Raw genomic sequence first — 23,974 nt, 5'->3', positions numbered from 1 at the left:
AACGGTACGATTCGCGTGGGCCAGGGAGGCGCGCCCGCGCCGGCGCTTTCACACCACGAGGAGGATCTCAAGATGCCGAATTCCAGAACCTACGGTTATGCCTTGCTTTCCGTGACGGCGACCTTGTTTCTTGCGACGGGCTGCGGAGGCGGATCGTCCGGCGGGAGCCCACCGCCTGTCAACAACACGACCAATGCCACCCATGAACCGCAGAACAACACCACGGCGCTCTCCAACGGGACAGGCAACAGCTCGGCGGCCAACCCGGCGGGGAACAACGCGTCGACGCAAAACACGAGCACGTCGTCGCAGGGCGGATCGCAGCCGGCCGACGCCAGCGCATTTCCGGCCATCGTGCAGCAGGCCATGACGAGCCTCGGCAAAAACGGGTTCCAGGGCGCCGACGCGCCGACGTACGTGCCGAAGCCTGTGGGAAGCGGATCGACATCGTACAACGCGCACAACACGCAGCCGAGCGCGCACGGCCCCCAGTTTCTTGTGGGTTACCACGTGGATCTGTTGACCGGCGGACAGCCGTACGCCTCGTACGAAGTGGACCACTTCGTCTCGACGAGCCAGGCGGCGTCGAGCCTCTCCTCGTTCGCGAGCGCCGTGCATGGCGGCGCGATGCCTTCGGGCGGCACGGGGATTCTCTTGCCGAACAACCACTCGGCGCAAATGACCACGGTGGGCAACTCCACCGTCGTGTACTGGTCGGACAACGGTTGGAACTTTCAGGTGGTGAACGAGAACACGTCGGTGCCGCCGACGCCGATTGTGGACAAGCTGGTGAGCGCGCTCGCGAGCGCCTCCCTGCCTTCTTCGGACGGCGTTGGCCGTGTCATTGTGGACAACCAGAACCCTTCCGGCGCGGATGTCACGGTGACGGTCATCTGGAGCCGGGACGGAAACGTGTACGAGGTGCAGACCACCAACAGCGCGGAGTCGCCCATCCCATCCGCGCTCGAGATGGCGGGGTCCATGCGGGCGTACTGGTCGTGAGAGAATAGCGACACGATGGCGCATCGCCAGGGAACAGGCGGTGCGCCATCTTCGCGTTGCAAATGCGCCAGCTCCTCGTTTCAGTTGTTGTCGATCTGCGCCCGCTGCAGCCGGCCGCTGTAATCGACGTAGATGGTCTTCCACTCGGTGAAGACATCGAGAGCGGCCTGGCCGGAATCGCGGTGCCCGTTTCCGGTGGCCTTGGTGCCGCCAAACGGCAGGTGAATCTCCGCGCCCGTGGTGCCCGCGTTGACGTAGACGATGCCGGTGTCGAGATCGCGCATGGCCTGAAAGACGCGGTTGACGTCGCGCGTGAAGATGCTCGCCGAGAGCCCGTACTGGACGCCGTTGTTGACTTGGATAGCTTCCTCGAACGAGTCGACCGCCATCACGGCGAGCACCGGACCAAAGATCTCCTCCTGGGCGATGCGCATCTCGGGGCGGACGCCTGTGAACACGGTCGGCGCGTAGTAAAAGCCGCGCGCGAGCGGACCGTCCGTCAGCCTGCGCCCGCCGGTCAACAGCCTGGCGCCCTCCTGCGCGCCGAGATCGACATAGCGTTGAATCTTGCCGAGGGCGTCTTCGTGGATGACGGGCCCCACCTGAACCGCGGGATCCAGCCCGTCGCCGACGCGCAGCGCCTGCACACGCGGCACGAGGCGCGCCAACAATTCCTCCTCCACCGCGCGTTCCACAATCACGCGGCTCGCCGCCGTGCACCGCTGGCCGCTCGTGCCGTAGGCGCTCCAGAGGATGGCCTCGACGGCGAGGTCCAGATCCGCGTCGGCGAGCACCGTGATGGCGTTCTTGCCGCCCATCTCGAGCGACACGCGCTTCAGGTTCGCGCCCGCGCGGCTCGCGATGTGCCGCCCCGTCTCGGTCGATCCCGTGAACGAGATGACGTCGATGCCGGGATGCTCCAGCATGGCCTCGCCGACCACCGGGCCATCGCCGTAGACGACGTTCAGCACGCCCGCAGGCAGGCCGGCCTCCTGATACACCTCCGCGAACGCCCGGGCCGTGAGCGGCGTCTCCTCCGCGGGCTTCCACACCACGGCGTTGCCGGCGACAATGGCCGGAAGCGACTTCCACGACGCGATGGCGATGGGGAAGTTCCACGGCGTGATGAGCCCCACCACGCCCACGGGCGCCCGCACGCTCATCGCGAACTTGTTCGGCAGCTCCGAGGGCGTGGTCTGGCCAAACAGCCGCCTGCCCTCGCCCGCCATGTAGTCGGCCATGTCGATGGCCTCCTGCACCTCGCCGCGCGCCTCCTCGATGACCTTGCCCATCTCCATCGTGAGCGTCCGCGCGATCTCGTCCTTCCGTTCCCGCAGCAGATCCGCGACGCGCCGCAGCACCTTCGCCCGCTCCGGCGCGGGCACGAGGCGCCACGCCGCCTGCGCCTCGCGGGCCGCTCGCACGGCGTCGTCGAGATCGTCCGGGCCGGATCTGGCCCAGAGGCCCAGCACCTCGCCGTTGGCGGGATTCACGTTGTCCCCGTACTGCCGCGTCTTCGGCTCGCACCACCGGCCGCCGATGAAGTTGAGACACTGTTCAAACCTCGGCATGCGCCTCACGCTCCTTCGCCTCGCGGACCGCCGCCGCGAAGATGTCCAGGCCTTCGTCCAGCACGTCCCACGGGATGTTGAGCGGGCACAGGAAGCGAATGGCGTTGTTGTACACACCGCACTTCATGAGCAGAAGCCCCCGCTCCATAGCGAGGCGCAGGACCCTCGCCACCATCTCCGGGTAGGGCTCCATCGTGGCGCGATCGCGCACGAACTCCACGGCGAGCATGGCGCCGCGCCCGCGGACGTCCCCGATGCACGGGCACTCGCGCATGAGCTCGAGCAGCTTCGCGCGGATGCGCTGGCCCACCTCCTCGGCCCGCGCCACGAGCCCCTCCTGCTCCATCACGTCGAGCACCGCGAGCCCGGCGCTCGCCGCCACCGGGTTGCCGACGTACGTGCCGCCGAGCGTGTTCTCCGCCGGCGCATCCATGATCTCGGCCCGGCCAAACACGGCGGAGAGCGGCAGGCCCGCCGCGATGGACTTGCCGCACGTCATGAGATCCGGCACCACGCCCTCGTGCTCCATGGCGAAAAATCGCCCCGTGCGCCCGTAGCCCGTCTGAATCTCGTCCGCGATGAGCAGGATGCCGTGCTGGTCGCAAAATTCGCGCACAAGCGGGAAGAAGCCTTCCACCGGCACGATATACCCGCCCTCGCCCTGGATGGGTTCCGCGATGACGCACGCGATCTGGGCGGGATCGAACCACGTCACCGCGGCGCGGTCCAGAAACCGCCGAAATTCGTCGAGGCGCGGCCCGTGCGTCGCGCTCGGGTAGGGCAGCCGGTACACCTCCGGCGCGTACGGGCCGTAGTGCGCCTTGTACGGGTGGAGCTTGCTCGTGAGGCTCATGGCCATGTACGTCCGCCCGTGGAAGGCCCCGTCAAACGCAATCACGCCCGGCCGCCCCGTTGCCCACCTCGCGATCTTCACCGCGTTCTCCACGGCCTCCGCGCCGGAGTTGAAGAAGAGCCCCTTCGCGTTTGGGATCCGCGTCTTCGGCGCGAGCCGCTTCGCCAGTTCAATGAGCGGCGTGTAGGGAAACATCGTGTAGTCCGTATGCGTGAACCGCTTCGCCTGGTCGATCACGGCCGCCACCACCTTCGGGTGGCTGTGCCCGACGTTCAGGCAGCCGACGCCGCCCACGAAGTCGATGTAGCGGTTGCCGTCGAGATCGTAGAGCAGGCTTCCCTCCGCTTTGGCGATCATCGCCGGCAAAAACGGGCGGTACGCGCGCGCGAGATACGCGTCTGCGTCCCGCAGGTAGGGCGCGCTCGCCGCCCCCGGGAGCGTCTTCACGTCGGCCATGGTGCACCGCCTCCTTCGGGGAATCTGCCTCAACTTATGGAGCAAGTGGCGTGCCACGTGCCAGGCCGCGCCGCTTCGGTGTATGATGATTCTGACAGCGCAAAATGGGTGCGCAAAACGCAAAACGGAGGCATTGGGCGAGGGGGCGAGCGCATGGAACCGAGCCTCGTGGCCGACGTGTGGAAGCTGTATCAGGAGATCCTCGAATTCGCGCCGGTCGGCGTCCACGCGGTCGATCGCGAAGGGCGGACCCGCGTGTACAACCGCGCCATGGGCGAAATCGATGGGTACCGTCCGGACGAGGTGCTGGAGAAGAACGTGTTTGAGCTGTACGAGCTCGACGAGGAGACGAGCACGCTGTGGCGGGCGCTAAAGACGGGGCATCCGGTGCAGATTGAGGAGCAGGTGTACGTGGCGCGCAACGGGCGGCGCGTCGTGACGCAGAACCGCACCAAGCCGGTGGTGATTGCAGGCGAGATCATCGGCGCGATGGAGATTGCCGTGCCGCGCGAGGCGGGCGGCGAACACGACGCGGCAGACGCGCGGCGTGGGCGCCGGCACTCGTTCGCGGACATCCTGGGCGAGAGCCGGGCCATGCGGCGGGCGCTCGATCTCGCCGAACGCGCCGCGAAGACGGATTTGCCGGTGCTCCTCGTGGGTGAAACGGGCACGGGCAAGGAGCTTTTCGCCCAGGCCATCCATCAAGCGAGCGCGCGTAAACACGGCCCGTTTTTGGCGCAAAACTGCGCGGCATGGCCGGAGGGGCTCGCGGAGAGCGTGCTGTTTGGCACGAGGCGCGGCGGATTCACGGGCGCCGTGGACCGAGCAGGCGTGTTTGAGCTCGCCTGCGGCGGCACGCTGTTCCTCGACGAGGTCCACGCCATGTCCCCCGCCGTGCAGGCGAAGCTTTTGCGCGCGCTTCAGGACGGCGAAATCTGGCCGATTGGCGCCAGGCGATCCGTCCGAACGGACGTGCGCGTGGTGGCCGCGATGAACGTGTCTCCCAGGGAAGCGGTGCGCCTCGGGCTCGTGCGGCCGGACCTCCTGTACCGCATCGGCGCCCTCGCGATTCACCTGCCGCCGCTTCGGGACCGGCCCGAGGACATTCCGCTTCTGGCGCGCGCGTTTTTACAAAAATATGGAGAAGGCCGCGCCGTGCGCCTCTCGAGCGATGCCCTTTCGTTTTTGACGAGCCACGACTGGCCAGGAAACGTCCGCGAGCTCGAGCAAACCGTCCGATCCGCCCTGGCCCTCTGGCCGGAAGCCTCGGAACTCACGCCCGCGATGCTTCGATCCGCGCATCCGATCCTCGGCGAGGGCACACCGGACGACGGATTGCGCCCGCCGCGCATGGCGCGCCCCTCCGACGACGCCATCCGCCAGGCGTACGAGGCGGCCGGGGGCAACCTGACGCGCGCGGCGCGGGCGCTTGGCATCAGCCGGCAGCGCATGCAGTACCACGCGCGGCGCCTCGGATTGCGCACCTCGCCGCGACAGGCACCGTGACTAGAATGCGCCGCCTCCGTCGCCCCCGAGCCGGCGCGAGATCACGACGAGCGGCGGGAAGCGCGAACGGCCCCGCTGCAACTGCTGAGCGCGGCAGCGCATGCGCCCATAGGCCGCCCTGGCCCCGTCAGCGAGCGGCGCGGCGCCGCGTGCGCCCGCGGCCAGCCTTGGCTCGCCTTCCCTTGCGCTCCTCGCCCACGATGGCGCGCAAAAGCGCCCACACCGCCAAGGGCACGCCGGAAAACATCAGCCAGTCGATGGGCACGTTGTAGCGCTCAAACGCGAAGAAGAACGAGAACACGGCGGTGTAGTAGAGCAGCGTGAGCCAGATGAGCAAGAGCTCGCGCCGTCTTCCGCGGCCGAACACCATGGCGACGAAGTGGCCCACGATGGACACGTCCACCACCCAGGTCTGCAGCCCGCGAAGTGACGCCTCGGTCAACCCGAAGATGGGAAGGGGCAGGTACGCGCGAAGCCAGAGAATCTGCGGCTTCAGCCAAAGGTACGTCGTCCAAAAGGACGAAGGGTTCGTCTTCAGCCACTCGCCCATGCGCTTGAAGGCAACCTGCCTCTGCAGGCGAAACCAAGGCAACTCGTGCATCGACTGCGGCCGGAGATTCGGGTACTCGCGCAGCAGCTGGTGCTCGATAGCGCCCTCGTTGGTGGGCGGCGGGTAGCCGTAACCCTGAAAGGTGCCCAGGAGGAGTGGGTTCCAGCTGTCGTCGGTGAAAAGGATGAAACGGTGAAACACCAGCTCGTTTCGGATCCACCACGGCGCCATGAAGAGAAGCCCGACCATCACGGCAGCGCCGAGGTGGCGCCAGAAGAGCGGTCGGGGATAACCCTTCATCAGGAAGTAGATGAGCGCGAAGACAATCCACAGAGCGACGTTGGGCCGCACGTAGAGGGCGAGCATGAATGTGACGGCAAGCCCAAGCGCGTCCCGCAACCGCTTGGACTCCGCAGCTTTGAACGTGAAATCGAACATCCAGGCGAACGCCGCCATGAACAGCGGCTCGGTGAGAAAGAGCGTGTCCACCAGCACTTCGGGCGGATACAGCGCGATGGCGCTTGCCACCACGGCGCCCACCCAAGGCCGGGTCACGCGGCTCACCGCGCGGTAGATGCCCGCGATGCCAAGCGTCGCAATCAGGGTAAAGACGATTTTCCCCGCGTACAGGCCGGCGGTCCCCGTTCCAAACAGCCAGATGATCCCGGCCAACAAGAGCGTGGTGCCCGGCATCATGTGCACCGTCGGCGCGTCCGGCGTGTAGTACGAGAACGTGCCCTTCTGCAGGAGCCAAAGCGCGCTTCGATAGTACCCTTCGTCGTCGCTGTGGATGCTGAGATGCGGTCCGTACACGAAGATGGTCACAAGGCGCGGCGCGAGCGCGAGCAGCCACAGCCACACCGGCGCGCCGAGCCATGTCCGTCCCATTCGCATGCTGATAACTCCTGTGCCCTTGAATTTGACGGCCACCCGCCGAGCTGTGCGCGGCAAGCCTCGAAAGCTAGTCTATCATACCTCCATCGCGAAGGCGTGCGTGCGTCCGCGCGGCCCCCTGCACGTTCGGCGTCACGAGGCGCCTTCAGAAGGAGCCTCGATGACCTCTCCCCGCTCGATGTCGTAGAACCCCCACCTCGACTCGCCCGGCATCTCGCCGACCAAGTGGACGGGAAGCTGAATCTCGCACGACTGGTGCGACACGTCATCCGGATACCTGCCGCGGTAGTGAAGGCCTGTCGGCTTGAAAAACACGGCATCCACCAAGAAGCGCCGACCCTCCAGCTCCACGAAGCCGACGCTGCCCGGAAGAATGATCCGCACACGCGCATCGCCGTCACTCGCCGCGGCGGCTTCGCCTTCTCCGCTCACCGGGACGAGCGGTTCGCCTAGCGAGGACACCCACGCCTCGGCGATAGACCGGTAGTCGGGATCGATCTGGTTCCAGAAGCGCGCGTGCAAAAATGCGTCCATCTGCTCAGCCACCCGCGGCAGCACGCCGGGCTCCAGGATGCGCGCCGCGAGATGCAGGCTGCCGTAGACGCGATCGAAGAGCGTGATGAGCCGGCTGTCTTGGGGCAAGGCGTGGTTTCGCACGCCGCCTATGCGCGAGATGCCCGCGGCCACATCCTGCGTGTCGAACGGCACGACGAAAGCGTACGCCTCCCAAAGAAGAAGCATCAGCGCGTTTAGGACGTCGTGATCGCGCAAATCGGGGTGGAAAAACGACACACCGTGGGTCACATACCGGCGCTGGAACAGCGGCATGTCGAACTGGACACCGCGGAGATCCGGGTCGTGGTGGATGGGATACTCAAAGCGATAGGGCGTGCGACCGCGGTACTCGACGAATCCGGTCACCATCTCGTGGACCAGGAGTTCGCTCGCGACGATGAAGCCCGCGCCGGCCTGGTAGATGACGGTGCCTGGGCGGTCGATCTGCGGGGAGATGCGCGGCGGAATGGTGTTGGGCTTCGTGCGGTACTGCTTGTCCGGCCTCACCATGATTTTGCCGGACGGATGGTAGACGCGCACGACGCGGTAGCAGCGCCCCATGTAGCGGTAGATGGCGCCGGGGTATGCCTCGCGCATCACCTGAGACATCGACAGGTCTCCGAGCCTGTCGAGTTCCGTTCCCGACTGCATCTCGACCGTGAAACGCCGCTCCATGTCGCGCAGGAGATACGTGCGGTGCGGACTGTCGCCTGCCTCGATGCGCATCGCCTCAAACTCGGGCGGAACCTGTCCGGATCGCTCCGCGAGACACAAGTCCGCGAATCCCTCGGGCCAATCGACGGCTTGGGAGAGCTGGAACGCGTCCGGATCGCCCGGGCGGCGATTGAGGGCGAGATCGTGCTCGCCGCCGATCCCGGCGAGACACATGGCGTGGATGTACTGCGCTCGGCGGTGATCCAGGTACAGGACGGTCTCGGTGAGCGGTCGCTGCCAGAGGAGAGACGGATTCGCGAGCACCGCGTCGTCAAGCGCCGTCTGAGTGTGCAGGATGACCACGTGCCCTGGGCCGTGGCGCCCGACGCGCCCGATGCGCTGCAACAGACTCGTCTGCGACTGCGGGACACCGACGAGCACCGCGACGTCGAGGTTCGGGATGTCCATGCCGAGTTCGAGCGCACTCGTGCTTACGACGCCCCTCAGCGTGCCGGACGTCAGCCCGCGCTGGATGGCCTGGCGATCCAGCTCCTCGTACCCGGAGCGATACGGCAGAATCCCCACCTGCTCGAGCCCCCGCAAGCGACGCCCCATCGCCTCCTCCTCTTCGCTCTCGTCCCCGTCCTGGCGCTGCAAGATGGAGCCGATGATCTCGACTCGCTGGCGGCTGTCGAGGAACGCGATGGCGCGGTTCCCTTGGCCTGCGACGTGGCGAAGGAGCAGGGCCACCGCCTGCAGCAAATCGCCGCCCGAAGGCAGGGCCACAAGTTCCACGGTCGTCGGGTGGCGCGGCGACGTATCGTCTTCCGGCCCAATCACGCAAAATCTGCGCCCAAACAGCTTCGCGGCGTGATCGTCCGGTTTCGCGATGGTGGCCGAAGCGGCCACCATCCGGAACGCTCCGCCCAGCGCATCCGCCACGTGCGCGAGCCTGCGGAACAGAAATGCGCTGTTCGTGCCCATGACGCCCGAGTACGTGTGGACCTCGTCGATCACGACCAGGCGAAGGTGCGTGAGAAACGTCCGCACCGCTTGGGAGGAAAGACTGGGTAACAGCCACGTGTGCACCACATCCGGGGTCATCACCACGACGTCGCACTCGCGCAGGAGTGATTCCCGCTCGCTGACGGGCACGCCGCCGTCGATGAGACACACGTTCCAGCTTGCGCCCGCGGCCGCGACGGCCTGGCGCCATCGCTCCGCCTGTTCCCGCCCCAGCGCACGCGTGGGATACATCGCGAGGACGCGAGCCTTGTACCGCTTGGCCATGGTGTCGATCCCGGCCGTGAAAAACAGCGCGCTCTTTCCGGAAGCCGTGCCGGTCGCAAGGAGCACATGTTCACCTTCGGAGGCTGCGCGGATAGCCTTCACCTGGTGCCTGTACAGGCCGCGCGGATACACAGCCTCGAGGTAGCGCCGGGTCTCGGGAGCAAGATGGGCCGCGACGGACGAAATCGGCTCGTACTGAGGCGCGCGCGCCGGCAGGGTCCACGCGTGCAAGCGCACAAACCCGTGCTTTTCGTAAAAGGCGTCAAGCTCCACATCCATCCCTCCGCCTCATCCGTCTTCTCCCAACATAGCAAACTGGACGACGTTGTCATGGTAGATTCGCACAAAAGCTTGTCCAATCGCGTCGACTTAGCAGGAATTTGGGCGAGGAAGAGCGTATTGGTTTGTATCACCAGGGGCGCACAGCAGAGCCAGGAGTGCCACAAGGGAGTTGCCGCATGACGCAGGGATCTGTGACCCACGAGATCTTGACGATTTTGGCCTTCATCTACGGAATCATCTTTGGATCCTTCGCCAACGTCGTGGGTTATCGACTGCCGCGCGGGGAGAGCGTGGTTTGGCCGAGATCGCACTGCCCCAACTGCGGCCGCACGCTCGCCGCATGGGAGCTAGTGCCGGTTCTGTCCTGGCTTTGGCTGCGTGGGCGCTGCCGCACGTGCAAGGCCCCCATCTCGTGGCGGTATCCGGCCATCGAGCTCGCCACGGGCGCGGCGTTTGCGTTGTCCGCGGCAACCTCGAGCGGCAACTACGCGCAGCTCGCCGTGTGGTGGGCATTCTGGCTTTACCTCGCGGCGGCCGTGGCGTGCGATGTCACGTCGCTCATTCTGCCGGACGTGCTGACGCTGCCCGCGGGCGCCGTGTTGTTCTTGGCGAGCGCCCTCGCTGGCATACGGTCTTGGGCCATGGCGGCCGCCGGTGCCGCGGTGGGATACGTCATCGTGGCGGCCATCCACCTGGTGACGGGCGGAAAGATGGGCATGGGCGACGCCAAGCTGAACCTCGGCATCGGGGCGATGCTCGGGCCCGGATATATGGTCATGGCGTTCATCCTGGCGGCGATTTACGGCGTTTTGGCCGCGTTACCGCTGAGGCTTGCCGGGCGGGTCAAACCCCAGCAGCCCATCCCGTTTGCGCCGTTTCTGGCGCTCGCCGCGGCCACGTGCGCGTTCGTCGGACCGGAGTTGTGGCATGTGTACGCGCGGCTGACCGGTCTTGCGCCTTGACCACAAGGCGCGCGCACAGGTTCTGCCCGGCTTGAGCGCTGGCCGGACTCGCGTATCCGTGAGCAGCGGCCACGGTGCAGCGCGTGGGCGAGCTGGTTTGGTTCGCTATCCGTGTCGTCAGAGGGAGGGTTCACATCGTGCAGATTGACGAGATCTTGGCTTTGGCCAAAGAGAAAGAAGCTTCAGACGTCCACCTCTCCGCAGGAGCACCCGTGACCTATCGCGTGCATGGCGATCTCGAGCCCATGGGCGAGAAACTTCTCCCCATTGATCTCGAATCGTTCGCCCGGCAGATGCTGTCGGAGGAGCGATGGCAGCGATTCATGGAGCTGGGCGAGATCGACTTTTCCTACAGCATTCCGGGCATCGCCCGGTTCCGCGTCAACGCGTACCGGCAGCGCGGCTCCATCAGCATTGCGGCCCGGCTCATTCCCCAGCGCATCCCGACGATGGAGGAGCTGAACCTGCCATCGGTGTTCAGGGCGCTCATGAACCGCCCGTACGGGCTCGTGCTCGTCACCGGCCCCACCGGAAGCGGCAAAAGCACCACGCTGGCGTCTGTTCTGGATGCCATCAACCAGACCCAGCGGCGGCACATCATCACGCTGGAAGACCCGATTGAATACCTGCACACCCACAAGTTGTCCATCATCGACCAGCGGGAAATTGGCCAGGACACGTCCGGCTTTGCGCCGGCGTTGCGCGCGGCGCTCCGCCAAGACCCCGACATCCTGCTCGTCGGTGAGATGCGCGATCTCGAGACCATCGCGACGGCCATCACGGCGTCGGAGACGGGCCACCTGGTGTTCGCCACGCTGCACACCTCCGACGCGGTGCAGACGGTGGAGCGCATCATCGACGTGTTCCCGCCGGAGCAGCAGGGGCAGATCCGGATTCAGCTCGCGGGCGTGTTGGCGGGCGTGGTATCGCAGCGCCTGCACCGGACGCGCGACGGGCGCGGGCGCGTGGCGTCGTTCGAGGTGCTCGTGAACACGCCCGCCGTGGCGAACCTCATCCGCAGTGGAAAGACGCACCAAATCAGCGCCATGATGCAGACGGGGCGTCAATTCGGCATGATCACGATGGAGATGAGCATCCGGGAACTGGTCCAACAGGGGAAGCTCTCGCAGGCCATCCTGCGCCAATGGCAACCGACGCAGCTCACGCAACAGTCTTGACGAGGCTCCCCGCTCGCAGACCGCACCGCTGCGCCCTGTGCGCAGCGGTCGGGGCGACACACCTGCATACGAAATCCCCGCGCGGGTCGAGCGGGGATTTTTGCATGTACGGGGACGACGGGCGTCGTGGAGGGGGCGAGGCATGCGCATCGCGGCGAAAGCAGCATGTGAGGCCGCGGTCAGACGGAGCGGGTGAATCGACACCGAGGATAATTCGAGCAGCCGTAGAATTCGCCGCGCTGGCCTTTCCGCCGTTTCAACTCCCCACCGCAACGCGGACACACGAGAGCTTCCAACTGGCGTTTCACCTCGCGAATGCCTTGAATGTGCTCCTGGCGCGCCTTGGCATCCTTGATATTGGCGGATTGCAATCGCTCCACAACCAGATTCACAGTCTCTGTGGGGATCACCACGTCGCGATGCCCGCGGATGGCCTTGGCCAGATGGCGAAAATGCACAACTTCAGCCTTCTGCGATTCGACGTCGAGGCGCGCCTTGTCGTTGAAAGCGACCATGGATCGGAACGCGCTTGCGGCAATTCAGGCACCGCCTGAGCCAGGGCTCGAATGTGTCCCTCGTTCTGGACGACAGGGCTCAGAAAGCGATGCTTGGTGCGCCGATTGAGCACCTGCGTCCATTCTTTCCACTCGTCTTTTCCCACGATCACGCCCTGGTAGTTTTTTGTCTCGATCACGAAGATCCCGTACGGCGACACGACGACGTGATCGATCTGCGTGCGTTTGCCGTCCTCACGGGATACAAGCAGGTTGTGCAGGACGCGATATTCGCTCGGAGGCAAGGACGACAGCCGCCTTCGAACAATACTTTCCCCCGCGTAACCGATGAACTGAGGGTTGCGCAGGAGATAGGCCATCACGAGAATCAACGTGAAGATCACAATGCCATAGATACTTGCCAACGACACCGCTCCTCTCACATGAAGCTACCCGTTCACGATCCACGCATCTCATCCGTTTCGGTAGTACACCGCCAGCGTAAAATTGGCCGTGTCGCCGCTCGCGGTGCCGGAGACGCTCTGCAACTGGACCGTCATGAGGCGCGGTGCCGTGGCGAGATTGGCAAAGAACGATTCCAGGTTCGCCGTCGTTCCTGTCACCACGACGTTGTACTGGAGGCTCGACAACGCTCCGCCGCCTTGCGACGCATTGCTCGACCCTGATGTCGAGAAACTGGTCGATCCACCGGACGCCCCCCCGGAGGGCGCACCGCTCGTGCCATTGCCGTAGGACACCGAGACGAGCGTCACGTGATCCTGCTCCGCAATCTGGTTGAGCAACTCGAGCGCGTTGGCCTCATGCGCGCCAATCGGCACGCGCGACAGTACCGACTTCCCCCGCTCTTCCGTCTGTTGCTGCCTGGCGTGCACTTGCCCCAAAGAAGCAAGCGTCTGCTCCAGCGAAGACCGCTCCTCTGCGAGATTGGACAACTGATTCAGTGCGGGCCGCACGCCGATGAGATACACCAAAAGGAGGACGACCACCACCCCGAGCAGGAGCAGGATGGTTTTGTCCCGCTGTGAGAGCGATCTCGACACAGTCAACTTCACGGCGCGCCACCCCCCGATTTCAGGACCACGGTCAGCGTGTAGTCGTACCGATAATTCGCTCCGCCTGACCCCGTCACGATGGCGTAGCCCAGCGAGGCCTGTCCAAGCCCCGGCACCGCAGTGCCACTTGTCTGGAGGGCGGCCGCGGTGAACGACGCGCTCGACACGAACGGTTCGCGCAGGAGGTCCGCCTCAAAGTCGGCCACGCTCGCCACGCTGTTCGCTCGGCCCACGACCGTGAGCGTCGATCCCGTCTGCTGAATGGAATCCACGGTCGACGACTCGGAGACGTCCTTGGCCAAGGCGCGCAGGATGACGTCGTAATGCGTCGCGGATTGCGCCACCTGCTGCGCGGCCACCGCCTCCTGGGCAGACTGGCTCGTCGAGATCGACTGGGTCTGGGCCTGCAGAAGCTGCACCTGCTGCTGCAGCTGGTTGAGCGAAGAGGCCGATCTCGCGACGGCCAGATGGGCCACGACGACGGCCGCGACGCAGACCACCGCAATCCCGCCGCCCATGACGATCCACGGCCACCTCCCGCGGACCGGCGTGCGCATGCGCACTGCACGGCTGACCGGTTTTGGCATGAGGTTGATGTCCAAGCGTCACACCCCCCTCAGCGCGAGGCCAATGGCCGCGGCGTAGTCGGCGAGATCGGGCATGCGATGCGCCTCGGGGCCAATTTCACAGTTGCGGCGGATCATTTCGGCGAGAGGCAGCACTTCGCACGGCATGCCGATGCGTTCTTCGAGCGCCCGCAGGTGTTCGGAGGCGTCCACGTCTCGCGGCAGCGTGATGAACAACCGCTCAAACCCCGCGTCGCGCTGATTCAGCGTGTACATGAAGAAGTTCATGGTGCGCTCGATCTCGACGTCGAACTGGCTCACGTAATCGAAGGCAGGGACCTCCGCTGAGGGCGCGAGTGCCACGGGGACTTGACGTGTCAGGTACAAGAGGCCGTCGTGGAAGACGTGCATGTCCACTGTGTCCTCACTGGTTTCGAGCAAGAGAAAGTTGTTTGGCAGATCCGGACGAAAGCGCCGAATCAGCCGATACAGCGCGAGCGCGTGGATGTCGATGGTCTTGGGGCGCATGCCGATGGTGCGAAACCCCTGAATCACGTCATTCACGCGAGACTTGTCCGCAGCCACAAGAAGGAGGCTGATCATTCCGTCTTCATCGGCAGGCGGATCGCACAAGACGTAATCATAGGCCGCCTCGTCAAACGGAAGGTGGATATTGTGTTGGATCTGGATATCGATAGCGTTCTGCAGTTCCTTCTCGCCCACGTCAGGCAGCGTGATCTGTCGGATGACGGTAAACCTCGAAGGTAGCGCCACGTGAACGGTCAGCTTCTTGCGCCGGTTGGTTTCAAACACGCGCGAGAGCAGAGGAGCGAGAGCGAACGTCGGATAGGGATCTCGCACCGTTTCGGAAAGGTCCCATGGCGCAGTTTCGAGCCGGGAAACGCGAAGAGGTCTGCCCGGTTCCACCTCGGCGATGCGCAGACCTGCGTCGCAGATCTCCACGCCGACTGAGGTGGAACGAGATGCGGTGGATAGACGAAGCGGCATGCCTTTACCCCTTCCATGCTACAAATTCATTTCTCTATTTTGGAATCCGGAGCTGGAAGCCCTCACCTCTTCAGTCTTGCGTGATTTGCAGCACCCATTGGAACGTCTGCGGATTAAAAACATATGTCACATTGTAATACATGGAATAGCCGCCCTGAGCCGATTTCACCTGGATCACGGCGTGCGGCTGCATGTAGTTCGGCGATGTGTTGAGCACAGCTTGAAGCAGAAAGCTCGCAACCTCAAGCGTGTCCCAAGCAGACGACCACGGCTGCACGAGGTTTGAATTGGCCAGATTCTGAAGCTGGGTGATTTGGTCTTTCAGCTGTTGACTCCATGATGTTTGATACATGTAGACAATTGAGGCCTGCATTTGCTGCTGCTGCAAGGCCGGAAATACCTTTTGCGTCAAAGCATTCTGTAAATCGCTCATCGTCACCAGTTGCAAGGATTGACCCGTTAGCCACGAAAGGAATGATGCGCCCAACAAATTCAGCCAGTAAAAGAGTTGTGAGATAGGATTCTGAGACAACGAGACGGTCGCTTGCTGCGCGGCGGTCTGCATCGCTTGTAGCGCCGCTTGGTCAAACGAAGCCTGGGACTGAAACACACTGCGTTCATCTCGGATCTGCCCCAGTCCGCCCACGCGTAGGACATATCGGCTCCACACAAGCGCGGTGCTCACGAGCGACGCAAGAATCACGACGTAAACTAAAGACCAAAGGAGCGAGAATCCGCGTTGAGATCTTACACCTTTCAGGAGAGGTGCCATCCGCACTCACCTCCATCCTCGCAACGCTCAGCCTTGATTCATATCGTGATAGCCCGCAGTCAAAGCATAGGTGGATACTTGACCATTCGGCGCTTTGTACGAGGCGGACAACTTCAAGATGAAGCCATGAATCACTTCGCCACTCGGCACCGACGCAGTCGCGACCCCCTGCGACGCCGAGTTTCCATAGAAAAGCTGTGTAAAAATTTGCGACCAAGTCGTCGTCGACGAACCGGTGCTATTGGAGGAGGTGCCTGTCAAGTTAGGCAAATACCATTGGACACTGACGTTTTGCGCAAGGGGCTGACCCCCGAAATTGGGTAGAACACCGGGCTTTGTAGCCGATCCCGCATAAATGCTCCACAGTTGATTCGGCTGCTGGACGAAGTCAAACACGTAAAAGCAGGTTGCATTGGCTATTCCCGAGGAGACATTCCCAGAAGAAATGGTCGTTGTGTTCACCAACCACGGCTGGCTCGCGTTCACCACGTTTCCAACTGTTGTACCACCGCGAAACAACCAGATCGATATATTGCCTGGACTATACTGAAGCTGCATGTATGAGGCCGACTGGGTCATTTCAGTCAGCGCGTGGTTCACGGTCAGCACGCTCTCAACCGCCTGATTTGCTTGTGTAATGCGTTGAGAACGCAGCGCCACCTGCCATATGGTCCCCACCAGTGCGGTACCCACAATTGCGGTGATGACAATCGCCACGAGCGTTTCAAGCAACGTCAAGCCTCGCCCCCGACGTGCGTCTTGGTTCCAAGGGAATGGTCTCATGTTACCCCACCACCGGAACTGTCACGGTCGCTGTGGCGCCGTGCGGACTTTGCACCGTCACTGTGTAGTTCCACACACTGGGCGACGAGTTACTGCTCGTTGAGACGCGTTGAGCGTTGACCGTGCACGTGTAACCATCCATTAACGGATATGGTTGATTCCACATTTTACCTCCGCGTGCGAGAGCCAAGACGAATTCCGTGTATGTCATCGAGCCATTGATGCTGCCAGGCGAGGATTCGGAGGACAAACTGGCTGGAGACGGGATGTATAACACCGCGTCTTGCGCTGGCGGATTATCGCCCAGCGCATCGCCCGGAACCACCACTTCAAACGGCAGCAACGCTTGCTGATTTTGTAGAATACTTTGCTGAACGGCGGTGATTTGCCCTTTTTGCATCCACTGCTGAATCTGCGTTCCCCATTGCGACGTCGGTTGATTGATCAGATTTTCTACCTCGCTTTGCAAATCCAGGTTTCCCCAGGCGCCAGTCTGCACAAGCGCGTTTAGAAGGTTTCCGTAAACCAGAGATACCGCAGTCTGGAAAATTTGAAGAGACGAGAATAAAGTCGCAATGACACTGCCTCCAGTGGTGGACAGCGATGAGGTCTCGGTGATGGGAGCATACACACTGATCTGCGCATTCGGATCCCTATCCCGTATCTCCTCCGCAATCGTCGTCGCCAGCCCCAGCGCCTTGGAATATTCCGCCTCTTTCAGCTGCCCCGCTTGAACCGATTCCACCGCAAACAGCGCAGCAGTGCCAGCCATCGCGATGATCACGACGCTCGCCAAGACCTCGATCAGGGTGAAAGCTCTTCCGCGCCTCTGACACCCACTCCGCTTCCACTTCCCGCGCTTCATCAACTTCGCCCCGCCTATCCCTATGTTCTGGGGTCGCTGCTCCCTCATCTTCAGGAGCCACATGTACGCAGAAAGCCCCCAAACAGGGAGCTTTCCAAGCGTGTCATGCTGGCTAGCGTACGAGCCCGTGTTCTCTTCTCATGGTTGAATCGTGATATACCAGCTCTGGAGGCCACCCGTGTTGTTGGGATAGGTAAACGTGACATACGGCGTGCTCGTATTGTTCCCCGGTGCATTGGATACAATCGTGAAGTTACCAGTTTGAGATTGAGGCGTCGGAATACTCGTAATGTACCCCGTTCCATTTCCGCTGAAGCTACCGTTTAGGAGATACGAATAGACAGCCGTAGTATTGGTTCCATTGCTGATCTGTGCTGTATTCCCGTTAATAGCACCCGGAGTAGATATATAGAGGCTCCCCTGGTTCGTCGAGTTCGACTGATAGTCATACTCCGCGCGCTGCAGGGCGTCGGCAATCAGCTGCTCGTTCGATTTATCGGTGTTGACGCGCGCCTTCTGAATCTGGGCCAACACAATCGGGACGCCCACCGCCGCGAGGATGGCCAGGATGACGACCACGGCGAGCATTTCGATCAGCGTCACGCCGCGCTGATCCCGGAGCTTCTGTTTCACATTCGAAATCTTCATTCTCATCTGACGCATACGAACTCCCCTTCCCCTCGGCTCGACTCGGTGCGAGCCAGCGTGTCGAATGAGAACCTTTGACGACACCTATTATACTGGCAAGATGTGCACTTGTACATGTATTCTAGCCAATTTGGCCATATTTTTCGTAGGGACCGCCAAGCTCGCGGCTCCCTCAAGAAACGCCGTACGATCCCAGGTTGTTGTACAAGGAGAACATCGGCAGCAGGACCGACAGCGCGATGATGCCGACGACGGCCGACAACACCGTGGTCAAGAGCGGCTCGAGCAACTGGCGGAGCCTTTCGACCATCACCTCCAACTCGGACTCGTAAAAAGTCGCCACGCGCGCCAGCATGTCGTCCAGATGGCCGGTCGTTTCGCCGACGCGCACCATCTGCACCATGAGCGGCGTGAACGCGCCGGATCGCTGCAGCGCCTCCGAGAGCGCGCCGCCTTCGCCCAGCGTATCGCGAGCGCGGCGCAAGCTCACCCGCACGTAGTGATTGCTCACCGCGTCCGCCGCAAGCGACATCGCCGTCAAGGCCGGCAGGGCCGCGTGAAACAGCATCGCGAGCGTCCGCGACGCCTGCGCCATCGCGCGGTAACGCATCAGTTTCCCGAAGATGGGGATGCCAAGCATCAGCCGATCCCGCCAGTACCTGGTCTCCGCATTCCGGCTGATGAAGATCCACGCGGCCACGAAGAGCGCGACGAGGATCAACGCCACATACCAGAACCGCTTCACCGCGTCGGCGGAAAACAACACGATGCGCGTCGGCAGCGGAAGCGTCACGTGCATGGACGCAAAGACAGACACGAAAGACGGAATGACGTTGATCATCAAAAACCCTGCGACCAAGACCGACACGACGGAGACGAGAGCCGGGTACATGAGCGCCGACTTGATCTTCGACACGGTCTCCCGCTGGCCCTCTTCAAAGCGCGCGGTGGACTCCAGCACCTCTTCCAGGGAACCGGACGCCTCGCCGGCGCGCACCATCTGCACGAACATGGGCGGAAACACCTTCGGGTAGTCCGCCAGGCTTTCCCAAAGCGCCGTGCCGCCCTCGACCTTGGCCGCAACTTCGGCCACCGCCCGCTTCAGTGGCCCCTTCCGCAGCTGCTCTTCCAACACCTGCAGCGCCGGAACGAGCGGGACTCCCGCCCGCACGAGGGTCGCGAACTGCCGGCAGAACGGGACGAAGTCCTCCGACTTCACCTTCGGCTCGAGAAAGCTGAACTTGAGCTCGCGATTCCAGAACTCGGACTTCTCGTTCATCGCCTTGAGGCCGACCACAAACAATCCGCGCTCACCGAGCGCCCGGATGGCCTCGGCCTCGGACTCCGCCTCAATTTTGCCGCGCTCGCGCCGATTCGGGCGCGCAATCGCCTCATACCGGTACAGGCTCACCTCGGCTCACCCCCTTTCAGGTCGCCGCGGTCACGCGCAGCACTTCCTGAATGGTCGTCTGCCCCTGAAGCGCCTTCTGCAGGCCATCGAGAAACATCGTGCGCATGCCGCGCTCTTTCGCCGCCGCGACGTAATCTTCCGTCGATCTCGACGTCAAAATGAGGCGCGCGATCTCGTCGTCGACTTCCAGCACCTCCTGCACGGCCATGCGACCCTTGTAGCCCGTCTGGCCGCACGCCGGGCAACCTCTCCCCTCGACCACCGTCTCCGCCGAAAACCCATTCTCCTCGAGAATCTCTTTCTCGAGCGGTGTCGCCGGTCGCTCATGTTTGCAGCGCGCACACACGAGCCGAACCAAGCGCTGCGCCACCACGCCCGTGACGCCCGAAGCCATCATGTACGCGGGCACCCCCATGTCGATCAGCCGATTGATGGCGCTCGCCGCGTCGTTCGTGTGCAGCGTCGACAACACGCGGTGACCCGTGAGCGCAGCGCGCATGGCGATCTCGGCCGTCTCGTTGTCGCGGATCTCGCCCACCATGATGATGTCCGGATCCTGGCGAAGCACCGCGCGCAGCCCGCGCGCGAACGTCAGCCCCGCGACCGGGTTCACCTGCACCTGATTGACGCCCTCAAGCTGATATTCGATGGGATCCTCGATGGTGATGACGTTCACTTCCGGCGTTGCGAGCCGCTTCAAAGCAGCGTAGAGCGTCGACGTCTTGCCCGATCCCGTCGGGCCGGTGATGAGCACGGCACCGTACGGTTTCGTGATCATGCGCTCGAACGCGGCGCGGTTCCACTCGGAGAACCCAAGTTCGTCCAGCGTGAAGGCGCGCTTGGCGAGATCGAAGATACGAAGGACCACCTTTTCGCCATGCGCCGTGGGCATCGTCGACACGCGAACGTCCACCTTGCGGCCGCCTTCCGAAAACTCGAAGCGGCCGTCCTGCGGCAGGCGCTGCTCGGCGATGTTGAGCCGCGCCAGGATCTTCACGCGCGCCACCAGCCCGCTCTGAAGGTTGCGAGGAATGACGCGCTCCGTCCGCAGAAATCCGTCCACGCGGAACCGAAGGAGCACGCCGTCCGCCTGCGGATCCAGGTGGACGTCCGACGCGCCTGCGTCGGCGGCTTCCACGAGAATCTGGTTGAGCGCCCGCACGACCGGCGAGTCCGCGGCGCGCGTCTCCTGCTCTGGCTCCTGGCGGGGCGGCGCGGCTTCGGCCATCGACCGCACCGCGCTCTCGAACACCTCGTTGCCGCGGTAATGGCGCGAGATGGCCGCCTGGATATCCTGGCGGGTCGCGATGGCGGGCATGATGATCAGGTTCGTGGAGCGGCGCAGATCGTCGATGGCGTAGTAATCGAGCGGATCCGCCATCGCGACGTGCAGCCGATTGCCCGCGCGGCGGTAGGGAATCAGGACGTACGTCTCCGCCAGGCGCTCGGGGACGAGCTTCAGGACTTCGGGGTCAATCTTCATGTTCGCGAGAATGACGTGGGGAATGCCGAGCTGAAACTCCAGCACCTCCACGAGCTGCTGCTCGGTGATGTACCCATTATTGATGAGAATATCGCCGAGGCGCGCCCCCGTCTCGCGCTGTTCGGCGAGGGCCATCTCGAGCTGTTCCGGGGCGAGCAGGCCGGATTCCACCAAAAGCTCGCCCATTCGCTTGCGCGCCAAAATCTTCACCTCCCAATCGCCAGAACCGAGAGAGGTCACTTCATGATGTAGAGGGCGCTCTGTGTTTGCGAGATCAAGAGATCATAGCCGTTTTGTTGGAAGAACCCGTATCCCAAAAGCGGGGTGCCCGTCCAACTCGGATCCACGATACAGGGGACATCAGGAAAGACGTGGCCTCCGATGGAAAGCGTCATCTTGCTCATGTACGCCTCATCCGTCCCGCCGATGCCGCCCACTTCGATGCTGCCGAGATTCGGGAGGTGCAACTGCGCCGCGAGATTGGCGCCAAGGAGCGTCTCGTAGGCGCCAGTGTCGAGCTGAAACGTGATGTCCTCGTTTCCGCTCGAAGCCTGGAGAAACACGCCGTTCTGATAGAACGTCACCGGAGCGGTGGCGATGAGCCGCTCGTTAGAAAGCGATGGCAGAGATGAGTTGCCGCTCGTCCCCGTCGCGCTCGACGCCGCATTGGCGGTTGTCCCCTTCTGCGACTGAAAGGGAACGGGCAGGACTTGGTGAACCACGCTTCCTCCGGGCGTGGTCCAAGAGGCGGTGACGTACACGGTCTCCGCCACATTGTCCGCAATCCCGCCCTCCCACGTCCCGGTTCCATCTGTGCGAACGCGGAGGGACGACGCGTTAGAGGACGGCTCCAATTGACTAAACCCTGTGGCGGAGATGGAAACGGGCTGTCCGGGCACGGGATTGTCCCCATCTAAGGTCATCACCGTGAGCACCGCCACCCCGCCGGCTGTGGCCTGCGAAACTTGCAGCAGCAATTGGTAGTCGTGCTTGACCGGCTTGCTGACGAATTCAAAGCCGCCGCCCTTCAGGGGAATGGCGCGGACGGAGGGCGCGAGCACAAACCAAGGCACGTACGTCTTGCCCCGGTACACCACGCCCTGGATGTCTCCCCCTGTGATGGCGACCGTCCCGTTGCCGAGATCGACATACGGCGTGTGAAACGCGGCGAACGCCGCCTCCTCGACGTAGGTGTCCTCACCGACGGCGATGGCGTCGTACAGCTTGCCGGCGATGATCACCCGAACGTGTCCGGGCGCGAGCTTCACATGCGGGACTTCGGTCCGCGCCACCGCCTTGGGCGTGGCGGCCTGTGCCAGAGGGGCAGCCGACGCGAACAGGAGCGTCAAGGGCGCAAGACTCAACAACCAAGAATGAGGACGTCGCATAGTCAGCCTACCTTCTGGATGGATTCAGTCGCCATCCTAATTCGTCCTCCACCGCATCATTTCCTGCATACGCCACGGCTGCCCATTGCGCGACGTCTTCGAGCACCGCGCTGGCCGTCGGCAGGGCGCCGGCGCCGGGCCCCGTGAGCGTCACGGTGCCCACCACGTCGCCCGTGATGGCGAGCGCGTTCTCGACGCCGTCAATCCCGAACAGCGGATCCGTGGGCGCGAGGGACTCGACACCCACCCGCACTTCGATCACGCCATCCTCGCGCCAGCGGGCGCTCGCGACGTGTTTCAGTTTCTCGCCGCGGAGACGAGCGCGCTCGACGTCATCCGGCGTCAGATGCGCAATCCCTTCGCGGGGCGCCGCGAGGTACGCCACAGGCCGCGTGCCCGCGGACTTCGCGCCGGAAGTCGGCAGGAGTGCCCCGCGTCGAAGGGGTTCAGTGTCGACCCCGAGGACCTGAAGGAGCACCTGGAGCTTGAAAAAGGCGTCGTGGCCTTCCACGTCCGACGTGGGATCGGGTTCCGCGTACCCGAGCGCCTGCGCCTCGGCGAGCGCGTCCGCAAAGCTCGCGCCCGCTTGGGTCATGCGGGTGAGGATGTAGTTGCTTGTCCCATTGACGATGCCGCGCAGGCCCGTGATGCGGTTGACGCGAAAATAGGTCTCGAGCGCGTGAATCACGGGCACGCCGCCGAGCACGCTCGCCTCGTAGCGAAGCGACACGCCGTGCTGGCGCGCCATGGCGCGAAGTTCGGGCCCGTGGGCCGCCATGAGCGCCTTGTTCGCCGTGACGACCGGCTTACCCGCGCGCAGGGCGGTGCACACCACCTCGTGCGCCACGTCGACCCCGCCCATCACCTCGATCACGACGTCGACATCGTCCGCCAAACAGACGGATCGCCAGTCGTCCGTGAGTTTCTCCCGCGGCACATACGAAGGCCGCGGACGGGACAAGTGCTTGACGGCGATGCGCGTCGGCTCGAGCAACATGTCGCCGATGACGCCGCCGCGATCGCTCAAGACGCGCAGCACGCCGCTCCCAACCACACCGCAACCGATGAGACCCAGTCGAACGTGTTTCAATCTATCTCTCGCCGCCTTTCCATTGTGAGGGTGTTCTTGGCGCTTGCCCATCCCCACGCGCTGGGAACGCGCCTCCCTTGCTGCTGGGAGGCCTTCGCGCGGCGGGAGGCCGCCGCCGATAGAACAAAAGGGCACCCTTTCGGATGCCCTTCCTGAGAAGCGAAGCTACGTCACACGCGCGCGGTGGCGCGCTCGATGCGCTTGTTCTCCTCGGCCTCGGAGGCAAGCGCCTCGACCGGCCGGTTGTCCGCGTCCACCACGACGACGGTCGGGCGATGACGCCGAACCTCGTCCTCGCTGTAGGCCGCGTACGAGATGATGATCACCAAGTCGCCCGGTTCGGCGAGCCGCGCCGCCGCCCCGTTCAATCCGATGACGCCGGAGCCACGCTCGCCCGGGATGACATACGTGTCAAACCGCGCGCCGGTGTGAATGTTGACGACCTGCACCTTCTCGTTCTCGACGAGATCCGCTGCGTCCATGAGATCCTCGTCGATGGTGATGCTGCCGACGTAGTGCAGGTTGGTCTGCGTGACCGTCGCGCGGTGAATCTTGGACTTCATGAGCGTGCGAAACACGCGCACCCCCCCATTCCCACGGGGTTTCCGCGTCAAGCGCGGAAGATGAGATCTTCTCTCGA

Annotated in this window: 22 protein-coding genes; 4 read left to right on the top strand and 18 right to left on the bottom strand. The window is 63.6% G+C overall.

Annotation, left to right across the window (positions count from 1 at the left end; translation table 11 throughout):
• Nucleotides 1–72: 72 nt before the first annotated feature.
• Nucleotides 73–1,002 carry a hypothetical protein gene (locus AS26_RS03325; protein WP_062306121.1) on the top strand — a complete coding sequence of 310 codons (930 nt, stop codon included), beginning with the start codon at nt 73–75 and terminating at the stop codon, nt 1,000–1,002.
• 80 nt (nt 1,003–1,082) lie between these two features.
• Here the strand turns inward: AS26_RS03325 and AS26_RS03320 are convergent, their stop codons facing one another.
• The gene (locus tag AS26_RS03320; RefSeq protein ID WP_062306119.1) at nt 1,083–2,573 is read right to left on the bottom strand and encodes an aldehyde dehydrogenase family protein; all 1,491 of its coding nucleotides are present in this window, start codon (nt 2,571–2,573) and stop codon (nt 1,083–1,085) included.
• Nucleotides 2,560–3,882 (bottom strand): 4-aminobutyrate--2-oxoglutarate transaminase, encoded by a 1,323-nt coding sequence (gene gabT, locus AS26_RS03315; protein WP_062306118.1) that lies wholly within the window; start codon nt 3,880–3,882, stop codon nt 2,560–2,562. Before gabT ends, AS26_RS03320 begins: the two co-directional genes overlap by 14 nt.
• A 153-nt stretch (nt 3,883–4,035) precedes the next feature.
• On the opposite strand from gabT, the gene AS26_RS03310 reads away from it, so the two are divergent.
• Entirely contained in the window at nt 4,036–5,388 is a 1,353-nt protein-coding gene (locus tag AS26_RS03310; RefSeq protein WP_062306135.1) for a sigma-54 interaction domain-containing protein, read from the top strand.
• 127 nt (nt 5,389–5,515) lie between these two features.
• On the opposite strand, the gene AS26_RS03305 is transcribed toward AS26_RS03310, so the two are convergent.
• On the bottom strand, nt 5,516–6,832 hold the full coding sequence (locus AS26_RS03305) for an ArnT family glycosyltransferase (RefSeq protein ID WP_062306117.1): 1,317 nt from the start codon (nt 6,830–6,832) through the stop codon (nt 5,516–5,518).
• 132 nt (nt 6,833–6,964) lie between these two features.
• Entirely contained in the window at nt 6,965–9,610 is a 2,646-nt protein-coding gene (locus AS26_RS03300) for a DEAD/DEAH box helicase (RefSeq protein WP_245629580.1), read from the bottom strand.
• A gap of 179 nt (nt 9,611–9,789) precedes the next feature.
• Between AS26_RS03300 and AS26_RS03295 the strand changes: the two genes are divergently transcribed.
• Both AS26_RS03295 and AS26_RS03290 read left to right on the top strand, forming a co-directional pair.
• Nucleotides 9,790–10,575 carry a prepilin peptidase gene (locus AS26_RS03295; RefSeq protein WP_062306115.1) on the top strand — a complete coding sequence of 262 codons (786 nt, stop codon included), beginning with the start codon at nt 9,790–9,792 and terminating at the stop codon, nt 10,573–10,575.
• A 134-nt stretch (nt 10,576–10,709) separates the two neighbouring features.
• Nucleotides 10,710–11,753 (top strand): type IV pilus twitching motility protein PilT, encoded by a 1,044-nt coding sequence (locus tag AS26_RS03290; protein ID WP_062306132.1) that lies wholly within the window; start codon nt 10,710–10,712, stop codon nt 11,751–11,753.
• Nucleotides 11,754–11,932: 179 nt separating this feature from the next.
• On the opposite strand, the gene AS26_RS14915 is transcribed toward AS26_RS03290, so the two are convergent.
• The 14 genes from AS26_RS14915 to panD form a co-directional block, all read right to left on the bottom strand.
• On the bottom strand, nt 11,933–12,268 hold the full coding sequence (locus AS26_RS14915; protein WP_083515963.1) for a topoisomerase DNA-binding C4 zinc finger domain-containing protein: 336 nt from the start codon (nt 12,266–12,268) through the stop codon (nt 11,933–11,935).
• Nucleotides 12,160–12,672, bottom strand: a complete 513-nt coding sequence (locus AS26_RS03280) for a nuclease-related domain-containing protein (protein WP_062306112.1) — start codon at nt 12,670–12,672, stop codon at nt 12,160–12,162. The genes AS26_RS14915 and AS26_RS03280 overlap by 109 nt, the downstream gene beginning before the upstream one ends.
• Before the next feature lie 48 nt (nt 12,673–12,720).
• The gene (locus AS26_RS03275; protein WP_062306110.1) at nt 12,721–13,320 is read right to left on the bottom strand and encodes a type II secretion system protein GspM; all 600 of its coding nucleotides are present in this window, start codon (nt 13,318–13,320) and stop codon (nt 12,721–12,723) included.
• Nucleotides 13,317–13,922 carry a PilN domain-containing protein gene (locus tag AS26_RS03270; protein ID WP_062306109.1) on the bottom strand — a complete coding sequence of 202 codons (606 nt, stop codon included), beginning with the start codon at nt 13,920–13,922 and terminating at the stop codon, nt 13,317–13,319. Before AS26_RS03270 ends, AS26_RS03275 begins: the two co-directional genes overlap by 4 nt.
• A 3-nt stretch (nt 13,923–13,925) precedes the next feature.
• Nucleotides 13,926–14,894 carry a type IV pilus biogenesis protein PilM gene (gene pilM, locus AS26_RS03265; RefSeq protein WP_062306107.1) on the bottom strand — a complete coding sequence of 323 codons (969 nt, stop codon included), beginning with the start codon at nt 14,892–14,894 and terminating at the stop codon, nt 13,926–13,928.
• 70 nt (nt 14,895–14,964) lie between these two features.
• Entirely contained in the window at nt 14,965–15,666 is a 702-nt protein-coding gene (locus AS26_RS03260) for a hypothetical protein (RefSeq protein WP_062306106.1), read from the bottom strand.
• A 27-nt stretch (nt 15,667–15,693) separates the two neighbouring features.
• Nucleotides 15,694–16,449: a type II secretion system protein gene (locus tag AS26_RS03255; protein WP_062306104.1), complete on the bottom strand. Its 756-nt coding sequence runs from the start codon at nt 16,447–16,449 to the stop codon at nt 15,694–15,696.
• Nucleotide 16,450: 1 nt separating this feature from the next.
• Complete coding sequence (locus AS26_RS03250; RefSeq protein WP_281176939.1) at nt 16,451–17,314, bottom strand: type II secretion system protein; 864 nt, start codon at nt 17,312–17,314, stop codon at nt 16,451–16,453.
• 138 nt (nt 17,315–17,452) lie between these two features.
• Nucleotides 17,453–17,977: a type IV pilin protein gene (locus AS26_RS03245; protein WP_062306101.1), complete on the bottom strand. Its 525-nt coding sequence runs from the start codon at nt 17,975–17,977 to the stop codon at nt 17,453–17,455.
• A 157-nt stretch (nt 17,978–18,134) separates the two neighbouring features.
• Complete coding sequence (locus tag AS26_RS03240; protein WP_062306100.1) at nt 18,135–19,373, bottom strand: type II secretion system F family protein; 1,239 nt, start codon at nt 19,371–19,373, stop codon at nt 18,135–18,137.
• Nucleotides 19,374–19,389: 16 nt separating this feature from the next.
• The gene (locus AS26_RS03235; protein ID WP_062306098.1) at nt 19,390–21,057 is read right to left on the bottom strand and encodes a GspE/PulE family protein; all 1,668 of its coding nucleotides are present in this window, start codon (nt 21,055–21,057) and stop codon (nt 19,390–19,392) included.
• A 35-nt stretch (nt 21,058–21,092) separates the two neighbouring features.
• Nucleotides 21,093–22,244 carry a retroviral-like aspartic protease family protein gene (locus tag AS26_RS03230; protein ID WP_062306097.1) on the bottom strand — a complete coding sequence of 384 codons (1,152 nt, stop codon included), beginning with the start codon at nt 22,242–22,244 and terminating at the stop codon, nt 21,093–21,095.
• 7 nt (nt 22,245–22,251) lie between these two features.
• Complete coding sequence (locus tag AS26_RS03225) at nt 22,252–23,334, bottom strand: homoserine dehydrogenase (protein WP_062306095.1); 1,083 nt, start codon at nt 23,332–23,334, stop codon at nt 22,252–22,254.
• 170 nt (nt 23,335–23,504) lie between these two features.
• Entirely contained in the window at nt 23,505–23,912 is a 408-nt protein-coding gene (panD, locus tag AS26_RS03220; protein WP_062306094.1) for an aspartate 1-decarboxylase, read from the bottom strand.
• Nucleotides 23,913–23,974 lie beyond the last annotated feature (62 nt).

Origin of the sequence: Alicyclobacillus sendaiensis NBRC 100866 (assembly GCF_001552675.1) — a bacterium.
Lineage (GTDB): Bacteria > Bacillota > Bacilli > Alicyclobacillales > Alicyclobacillaceae > Alicyclobacillus > Alicyclobacillus sendaiensis.
This window is presented reverse-complemented; position numbering and strand designations above follow the sequence as displayed.

Coding starts and splice junctions, on each gene's coding strand:
- AS26_RS03325 (WP_062306121.1), top strand. CDS start 73: ATGCCGAATTCCAGAACCTACGGTTATGCCTTGCTTTCCGTGACGGCG.
- AS26_RS03320 (WP_062306119.1), bottom strand. CDS start 2,573: ATGCCGAGGTTTGAACAGTGTCTCAACTTCATCGGCGGCCGGTGGTGC.
- gabT (WP_062306118.1), bottom strand. CDS start 3,882: ATGGCCGACGTGAAGACGCTCCCGGGGGCGGCGAGCGCGCCCTACCTG.
- AS26_RS03310 (WP_062306135.1), top strand. CDS start 4,036: ATGGAACCGAGCCTCGTGGCCGACGTGTGGAAGCTGTATCAGGAGATC.
- AS26_RS03305 (WP_062306117.1), bottom strand. CDS start 6,832: ATGCGAATGGGACGGACATGGCTCGGCGCGCCGGTGTGGCTGTGGCTG.
- AS26_RS03300 (WP_245629580.1), bottom strand. CDS start 9,610: ATGGATGTGGAGCTTGACGCCTTTTACGAAAAGCACGGGTTTGTGCGC.
- AS26_RS03295 (WP_062306115.1), top strand. CDS start 9,790: ATGACGCAGGGATCTGTGACCCACGAGATCTTGACGATTTTGGCCTTC.
- AS26_RS14915 (WP_083515963.1), bottom strand. CDS start 12,268: ATGGTCGCTTTCAACGACAAGGCGCGCCTCGACGTCGAATCGCAGAAG.
- pilM (WP_062306107.1), bottom strand. CDS start 14,894: ATGCCGCTTCGTCTATCCACCGCATCTCGTTCCACCTCAGTCGGCGTG.
- AS26_RS03260 (WP_062306106.1), bottom strand. CDS start 15,666: ATGGCACCTCTCCTGAAAGGTGTAAGATCTCAACGCGGATTCTCGCTC.
- AS26_RS03255 (WP_062306104.1), bottom strand. CDS start 16,449: ATGAGACCATTCCCTTGGAACCAAGACGCACGTCGGGGGCGAGGCTTG.
- AS26_RS03250 (WP_281176939.1), bottom strand. CDS start 17,314: ATGAAGCGCGGGAAGTGGAAGCGGAGTGGGTGTCAGAGGCGCGGAAGA.
- AS26_RS03245 (WP_062306101.1), bottom strand. CDS start 17,977: ATGCGTCAGATGAGAATGAAGATTTCGAATGTGAAACAGAAGCTCCGG.
- AS26_RS03230 (WP_062306097.1), bottom strand. CDS start 22,244: ATGCGACGTCCTCATTCTTGGTTGTTGAGTCTTGCGCCCTTGACGCTC.